This window comes from Streptomyces sp. NPDC127114 (genome assembly GCF_042677525.1).
Lineage (GTDB): Bacteria > Actinomycetota > Actinomycetes > Streptomycetales > Streptomycetaceae > Streptomyces.
In genome coordinates this window covers 1-6,815 of sequence record NZ_JBHXTJ010000088.1, presented here as the reverse complement: position 1 = coordinate 6,815, position 6,815 = coordinate 1, and the positions used below count along the sequence as shown (strand labels likewise).

Here is a 6,815-nt window from a genome sequence, read left to right as displayed (position 1 = left end):
GACGGTGTGGCCCCCGCCGGGCCCCGTGGGGGGTTCCGCCTCTTGTAACTGGGCCTTAAAAGCGCATTGCGGTACCCGCAGGGCGGACGGCCCCCGACCACTCCTCCGGTCGGGGGCCGTCCGCCGTGCCTGCGCGAGCGCCCCTACGGCAGCAGCGACTGCGCCAGCGGGCCCGCGACCGGCAGGTCCTCCAGCGCGCCGCCCTTCGTGACGTGGTCGGTCACCATGGTCGTGCCGACCGGCTTGAAGTCGGCGACCTGGGTGCCGAGGCCGTTGTCGAGCGGGTCGACGCCCGTGTTGGCCAGCGGGTCGAGCTGGAGCTGCGTCAGCGGCGCCACACCGTGGCCGAGGCCCTCCAGGGCCGCGGTGCCGTCCACGCGGGTCAGCGAGTCGGGCGGCAGCGGCACGCCGACGCCCTCGGCGGCCTGGGCGCCGGCGCCCGCGCCGAACACGGCGGCTCCCGCCGCGGTGACGGTGAGACCGGCCTTCAGCAGGGCACGGGGCCGGGACGTCCGGGACTGTGCGTGACGCGCCATGAGGATCCTTCCGGAGGGTGGTCGAGCGGGCACCGACAGTAGTGGAGGTGTGATGCTCGATACCAACGGGCCGCCTCGGTGGTCCCCTGCACGGGGGAATGCCTCACACTGGTGTCCCGTGAGTTCCCAACCGATCCCGACCCGGGTCGTCCTGCTCGCGGGCCCCTCCGGCTCCGGCAAGTCGTCCCTCGCCGCCCGCACCGGGCTGCCGGTCCTGCGTCTCGACGACTTCTACAAGGAGGGTGACGACCCCTCCCTGCCCCTCGTCGGGGGGAGCACGGACATCGACTGGGACTCCCCGCTCTCGTGGGACGCGGACGCGGCCGTCGCCGCGATCGCCGAGCTGTGCCGTACGGGCCGGACCGACGTGCCCGTCTACGACATCGCCACCAGCTCCCGCGTGGACCACGAGGCCCTGGACATCGAGCGGACGCCGCTGTTCGTGGCGGAGGGCATCTTCGCCGCCGAGATCGTGGCGCGCTGCCGTGACCTGGGCGTGCTCGCCGACGCGCTGTGCCTGCGCGGCCGTCCGTCCACGACCTTCCGCCGCCGGCTGCTGCGGGACCTGAAGGAGGGCCGCAAGTCGGTGCCGTTCCTGCTGCGCCGCGGCTGGCGCCTGATGCGGACCGAGCGGTCGATCGTGGCCCGGCAGACCGCGCTCGGCGCCCACCCGTGCGCCAGGGACGAGGCCCTCGGCCGGCTGGCCGCCGCCGCGGCGGGCCGCTGCCGCGTCCCGGCGACCCGCGCCTGACCCGTCGGCCCCAGCCGGACCCGTCACACCCCGCCCCGAACGTGCCGAGGGCCGGGCAGGATCCCCCGATCCTGTCCGGCCCTCGCCCTTTACCCCGTACCCCCGTACGGTCCCCCGTGTTTCCCCCGTGCCCCCGTGTCCCCCCGTATCCCTCAGGCGACGAGCTCGCCGAAGGACTCCTCCTCGTCACGGCCGAAGCTCAGCACCTCGTCCTCGCGCAGTCGCCGCAGCGAGCGCCAGATGCTCGACTTCACCGTGCCGACACTGATGTCCAGGATCTCCGCGATCTCCGGGTCGGTCCGTCCCTCGTAGTAGCGCAGCACCAGCATCGTGCGCTGGAGCTCGGGCAGACGGGCCAGCGCCTGCCAGAGGACCGCGCGCAGTTCGGTGCCGCGCATCGCGTCCGTCTCGCCCACCGTCTCCGGGAGCTCCTCGGTCGGGTACTCGTTGAGCTTGCGCCGGCGCCAGGCGCTGATGTGCAGGTTCGTCATCGTGCGGCGCAGGTAGCCGCCGACCGCGGCCTTGTCGCTGATCCGGTCCCAGGCGCGGTACGTGGAGAACAGCGCGCTCTGGAGCAGGTCCTCGGCCTCGAAGCGGTCACCGGTCAGGTGGTAGGCGGTGGCGTACAGGGAGGCCCGGCGCTCCTGGACGTAGGCCGTGAACTCGGCCTCCGACCGGCTGGAGCGCTCCCCCGTGGCCTCCCCGTACGCCGCTCCCCCGTCAGCCACGGCGACCATGTACGGCGCCTTGTGCTGACGCCCGACGCTGCGAACGCACCCCCGCCCGTTCACCGCGCCGGACTTCTCGGTGCTCCGCGTGACGTCGTGGAGACGCGTGACAACTGCGCTGGAGGTGGTGCTGTGCAGTGCGTTCATCTCGCGCCCCCCGTCGGTTGGAGTCCGTAGGTCCTTGATGTCGAAAAGCCTGCCCGGCCGACTTCATGGCGGTGTCCGCCGACTGTCACAGGCGTGTCACAGGCGAGGGGGCGGGACGGAGGCGTGACCGCACGGTCGAACTCGGACGGGCGCATGCGACAGAATGAGGCCGTGCCTTTCCTGTTGCTGATCGAGGACGACGACGCCATCCGCACGGCCCTCGAACTCTCCCTGTCACGCCAGGGCCACCGTGTGGCCACCGCGGCGACGGGCGAGGACGGCCTGAAGCTGCTCAAGGAGCAGCGGCCCGACCTGGTCGTCCTCGACGTGATGCTGCCCGGCATCGACGGTTTCGAGGTGTGCCGCCGGATCCGGCGTACGGACCAGCTGCCGATCATCCTGCTCACCGCGCGCAGCGACGACATCGACGTGGTCGTGGGCCTGGAGTCCGGTGCCGACGACTACGTGGTGAAGCCGGTGCAGGGCCGGGTGCTCGACGCCCGGATCCGCGCGGTGCTGCGCCGCGGCGAGCGGGAGGCCACCGACTCGGCCACCTTCGGCTCCCTCGTCATCGACCGCTCCGCGATGACGGTGACGAAGAACGGGGAGGACCTGCAGCTCACGCCGACCGAGCTGCGGCTGCTCCTGGAGCTGAGCCGGCGGCCCGGACAGGCGCTGTCGCGCCAGCAGTTGCTGCGGCTCGTGTGGGAGCACGACTACCTCGGCGACTCGCGCCTGGTCGACGCCTGTGTGCAGCGGCTGCGCGCCAAGGTCGAGGACGTGCCCTCCTCGCCGACCCTGATCCGTACCGTGCGGGGTGTGGGCTACCGGCTGGACGTTCCTGCGTGAGCAAAGGGATCGTCTCGGTGCTGAGGTTCACCAGCCTGCGGCTCCGCCTCGTCGTCGTCTTCGCCCTGGTCGCGCTCCTCGCGGCCGTGTCGGCCTCCGGCATCGCGTACTGGCTCAACCGCGAGGCCGTGCTCAAGCGCACCCAGGACAGCGCGCTGAACGACTTCCGCCAGGAGATGCAGAACCGGGCGGCGACGCTGCCGTCGCGGCCCACCGAGGAGGAGCTGCGGCGCACCGCCGAGCAGATGGCGAGCGGCAGCGCCGGCTACAGCGTGGTGCTCATCGGCGAGCGGGCCGCGGGCAAGCCGATCGTGGGCGCCTCCGACCCCGACGTGTTCACGCTCGCGGACGTGCCGCGTTCGCTGCAGACCGCCGTGACCACCGAGCGTCCGGTGTCGGACGCCAACCCGTACCCGTACCACCTGTTCTGGCAGCGCACCCAGCGCGGCTCGACGCCGTACCTGGTGGGCGGCACGAAGATCGACGGCGGCGGGCCGACCGGTTACATGTTCAAGTCGCTCGCCGCGGAGAAGGCCGACCTCAACTCCCTGGCCTGGTCGCTCGGCATCGCCACCGGTCTCGCCGTGATCGGCTCGGTGCTGCTCGCCCAGGTCGCGGCGACGACCGTGCTGCGCCCGGTGCACCGGCTCGGTGAGGCGGCCCGGCAACTCGGCGAGGGCAAGCTGGACACCCGGCTGCGGGTCTCGGGCAACGACGAACTGGCGGACCTGTCCCGTACGTTCAACAGCGCCGCCGAGTCGCTGCAGAAGAAGGTCGCGGACATGAGCGCACGGGAGGAGGCGAGCGCCCGCTTCGTGGCCGACATGTCGCACGAGCTGCGTACGCCGCTGACCGCGCTGACCGCCGTGACGGAGGTCCTGGAGGACGAGCAGGACGCCCTCGACCCGATGATCGCGCCCGCCGTCGCCCTCGTGGTCAGCGAGACCCGCCGGCTCAACGACCTGGTGGAGAACCTGATGGAGGTGACCCGCTTCGACGCGGGCACCGCGCGGCTCGTCCTGGACGACGTCGACATCGCCGACCAGATCACCGCCTGCATCGACGCGCGGGCCTGGCTGGACGCCGTGGACCTGGACGCCGAGCGCGGGATCGTCGCGCGGCTCGACCCGCGCCGGCTCGACGTGGTCCTGGCCAACCTGATCGGCAACGCCCTCAAGCACGGCGGCTCGCCGGTGCGGGTGTCGGTGCGGACGGAGGAGACCGAGGAGGGCGAGGAGCTGGTGATCGCGGTGCGCGACCACGGGCCCGGCATCCCGGTGGAGGTCCTGCCGCACGTCTTCGACCGCTTCTACAAGGCGAGCGCGTCACGGCCGCGTTCGGACGGCAGCGGTCTCGGTCTGTCGATCGCGATGGAGAACGCGCTGATCCACGGCGGTTCGATCACCGCCGCCAACTCCACGGACGCCGACGGCCGGGTGGACGGCGCGGTGTTCGTGCTGCGGCTGCCCCGGGACGCCTCGGGGATCGCGCGCGAGCTGCGGACCCGCAGCAGCCAGGGCGAGGTGGAGGAGAGTTGAGACTGCGCCGTACGTGGGGACGTCGCCGTACGGGGCTGCTGGCCCTGGGCGCCGCCGTCCTCCTCTCGGGCTGCGGCATCCGTACGACCTCGGTGCCGGTCGACGCGGGCGCGGCGCCCTCGCGGGTGCCGTGCAGCGTGCCGGGCGAGGCGTCCGCGACGGGTGTGCAGAGCGGGGTGTCGCTGCGCGTGTACCTGCTGTGCGGTGCGCAGCTGGACGCCGTGGAGCGCAGGTCGCCGCTGCCCGAGGAGAAGGCGGCGGGCGACCGGGTGCGCACGGCCTCGGCGCTGCTCGCCCAGCTGGAGAGCGAGCCGTCGGACGAGGAGCGCCGGGCCGGCTTCGCGACGGCGGTGAAGGGCCCGCTGGTGGTGAGCGCGGCGCGCGAGGGCGACCCGAAGGGCACCCTGCGGCTCAGCCGCCAGCCCGAGGACCTGCCGCCGACGGCCCTGGCCCAGATCGTCTGCACCTTCGCGGAGAGCGCGGCCGGTGAGCCGGGGGGCTCCGGCGCCACGGCCGACTCCGTCGTCCTCGGCGGTCCCGGCCCGTACGGGCCGCGCCGCTACAGCTGTACGACGGAGCTGAAGGAACGCCCGGAGTCGGCGGTCCCGTCGTCCCCGGCGGGGCGCTGACGGGACGACGGGACCCGCCGGGGCCCGTCTTCCGGTGCCATGGCGCTGTTCCAGGTCCGTGACGGTCGGGCGGAACCGATGCCGCCGGAGGGCGCGTCTTGGGGGGCGTGCAACGTCAAGGTTCGGGTGGGTCGGGCAGTTCCGGCGGCTCTGTCGCCGTGGTCGTACGCGTGGCGGGGTTCGTCCTTCTCCTCGCCCATCTGCTGCTCGTCGCCTGGGTGACGCTCCGCCCGCGGGACGTGGCCTGGGTGACCGCGCCGAACCTGACGCCGCTGGCCGGGATCCGGGGCGATCTGGCGCTCGGTCCGGCCGAGGCCGCGCGGCGGATCGCCGGCGGGCTGCTGCTCCTGGCCCCGCTCGGGGTGCTGCTGCCGATGGCCGACGGACGGCTCGCGGTGTCGCCCTGGGCGTCGCTCGCCCGGACGACGGCGGCCGGGGCTCTGGTCTCGCTGGCGGTGGAGCTGCTGCAGACGGCGGTGCCCGGGCAGGTCGTGGACGTCGACTCGGTGCTCCTGAACACGGCCGGCGTGGCACTCGCGCACCTGCTCCTCGTCCCGGCGGGACGGGCGCGGCTGCGCCGCGGCCCGCGCGGGCGCCGTCCGTCGACCCGGCCGGGGAAGTCCTCCTCCGGGAGGAGGAGGCAGCAGGCCTCTCAGCGGGCTTCTCAGGGGGCGACCCCGACGATTCCCAGGGTCGGGATCGCCCCGTAGAGGGACGCTTTGTCCACCGGTCCGGCGGCACGATGGGGACATCGGAAGAACCGCATCACCCGGACTGAAGGAGCCCACCATGGCCGCACTTGCCCGCCCTCGTGACGGACGCGTGATCGGCGGAGTGTGCGCGGCGCTGGCACGGCGCTTCGGCATCTCCGCCTGGACGATGCGCACGATATTCCTGGTCTCGTGCCTGCTGCCGGGCCCGCAGTTCGTGCTGTACCTGGCGCTGTGGGTGCTGCTGCCCGCGGAGAAGACGGCGAGCACGGCCTGGTAGCCGGACCCGTCGTATGTACGCCGAAGGGGCGCTCACCCGGACCGGGTGGGCGCCCCTTCGGCGTACGGGGCTCAGAGGCCGATGCCGCCCAGCGGCAGGCCGTTGACCGGGAGGCCGCCGAGGAGGCCGGTGGCCGCGCCCAGCGGAGTGGAGCCGAGGCCGGCCGTGGCGCCGTCCAGCGGCAGGTCCTGCGCCTGCTTCTGCACCTCGCCCGGGAGGTTCTGGGCCTGCTCGACCGCACCCGGCAGGGTCTTGGCGCCCTCCTCGACACCGGTACCGAGGGCACCCTGGCCGCCGGCGAGGGCCTCGGTGGCACCCGCGGGGAGCTCGGTGAGGTCGTCACCGAGCGGGACGACGCTGGTGACCGTGCCGAGCGCGTCGGAGCCGACGACCGGCAGCGCGGGGGCGGCGGAGGCCGTTCCGGCGGCGGCAGCGGCGAAGGCGGCACCGAGGGCGGCGACACCGAGCGTCTTGGCGGCAGACTGCTTCATCAGAAAATCTTCCTCAGGAATCTCGGGTGCGTCTCGGGGCGACGGGGAAGGCCCTGAGAGCGGGGATTTTCGGGGAAACGGGGAATGCAGAGTGGCTACGCAAACTAACCATCGAAAGTCCCGGCCGCAAACACCGGACGGCGGCCGGGCGTGGTG

At 73.2% G+C, this 6,815-nt stretch carries 9 protein-coding genes; 6 read left to right on the top strand and 3 right to left on the bottom strand.

From position 1 onward, the window contains the following. Window positions 1–143: 143 nt before the first annotated feature. Window positions 144–536, bottom strand: coding sequence for a hypothetical protein (locus ACFVGS_RS37260; RefSeq protein ID WP_384411919.1), 393 nt, complete (start codon window positions 534–536; stop codon window positions 144–146). A 52-nt stretch (window positions 537–588) separates the two neighbouring features. Between ACFVGS_RS37260 and ACFVGS_RS37255 the strand changes: the two genes are divergently transcribed. Then, complete coding sequence (locus tag ACFVGS_RS37255) at window positions 589–1,287, top strand: uridine kinase (protein WP_385696912.1); 699 nt, start codon at window positions 589–591, stop codon at window positions 1,285–1,287. Between the two features lie 152 nt (window positions 1,288–1,439). Here ACFVGS_RS37255 and ACFVGS_RS37250 read toward each other — a convergent pair whose 3' ends face one another. Next, the gene (locus tag ACFVGS_RS37250; RefSeq protein ID WP_384411923.1) at window positions 1,440–2,162 is read right to left on the bottom strand and encodes a SigE family RNA polymerase sigma factor; all 723 of its coding nucleotides are present in this window, start codon (window positions 2,160–2,162) and stop codon (window positions 1,440–1,442) included. 171 nt (window positions 2,163–2,333) lie between these two features. On the opposite strand from ACFVGS_RS37250, the gene afsQ1 reads away from it, so the two are divergent. The 5 genes from afsQ1 to ACFVGS_RS37225 all read left to right on the top strand — a co-directional run bounded on the left by afsQ1 (window position 2,334) and on the right by ACFVGS_RS37225 (window position 6,168). Next, window positions 2,334–3,011 (top strand): two-component system response regulator AfsQ1, encoded by a 678-nt coding sequence (afsQ1, locus tag ACFVGS_RS37245; protein WP_265869013.1) that lies wholly within the window; start codon window positions 2,334–2,336, stop codon window positions 3,009–3,011. Next, window positions 3,008–4,549: an ATP-binding protein gene (locus tag ACFVGS_RS37240; protein ID WP_384411925.1), complete on the top strand. Its 1,542-nt coding sequence runs from the start codon at window positions 3,008–3,010 to the stop codon at window positions 4,547–4,549. Before afsQ1 ends, ACFVGS_RS37240 begins: the two co-directional genes overlap by 4 nt. Continuing rightward, a complete protein-coding gene (locus tag ACFVGS_RS37235) occupies window positions 4,546–5,178 on the top strand; it encodes a hypothetical protein (protein WP_385696909.1) in 633 nt (210 codons plus the stop codon). The genes ACFVGS_RS37240 and ACFVGS_RS37235 overlap by 4 nt, the downstream gene beginning before the upstream one ends. A gap of 107 nt (window positions 5,179–5,285) precedes the next feature. After that, window positions 5,286–5,888 carry a VanZ family protein gene (locus tag ACFVGS_RS37230; RefSeq protein ID WP_385696906.1) on the top strand — a complete coding sequence of 201 codons (603 nt, stop codon included), beginning with the start codon at window positions 5,286–5,288 and terminating at the stop codon, window positions 5,886–5,888. A gap of 79 nt (window positions 5,889–5,967) precedes the next feature. After that, window positions 5,968–6,168, top strand: coding sequence for a PspC domain-containing protein (locus ACFVGS_RS37225; protein ID WP_384411929.1), 201 nt, complete (start codon window positions 5,968–5,970; stop codon window positions 6,166–6,168). A gap of 71 nt (window positions 6,169–6,239) precedes the next feature. On the opposite strand, the gene ACFVGS_RS37220 is transcribed toward ACFVGS_RS37225, so the two are convergent. Next, on the bottom strand, window positions 6,240–6,659 hold the full coding sequence (locus tag ACFVGS_RS37220) for a hypothetical protein (protein WP_385434984.1): 420 nt from the start codon (window positions 6,657–6,659) through the stop codon (window positions 6,240–6,242). Window positions 6,660–6,815: the final 156 nt, after the last annotated feature.

Bases quoted from the DNA above. Each gene is read 5' to 3' on its own strand.
- ACFVGS_RS37260 (WP_384411919.1), bottom strand. From the start codon at position 536: ATGGCGCGTCACGCACAGTCCCGGACGTCCCGGCCCCGTGCCCTGCTG.
- ACFVGS_RS37255 (WP_385696912.1), top strand. From the start codon at position 589: ATGCTCGATACCAACGGGCCGCCTCGGTGGTCCCCTGCACGGGGGAAT.
- ACFVGS_RS37250 (WP_384411923.1), bottom strand. From the start codon at position 2,162: ATGAACGCACTGCACAGCACCACCTCCAGCGCAGTTGTCACGCGTCTC.
- ACFVGS_RS37225 (WP_384411929.1), top strand. From the start codon at position 5,968: ATGGCCGCACTTGCCCGCCCTCGTGACGGACGCGTGATCGGCGGAGTG.
- ACFVGS_RS37220 (WP_385434984.1), bottom strand. From the start codon at position 6,659: ATGAAGCAGTCTGCCGCCAAGACGCTCGGTGTCGCCGCCCTCGGTGCC.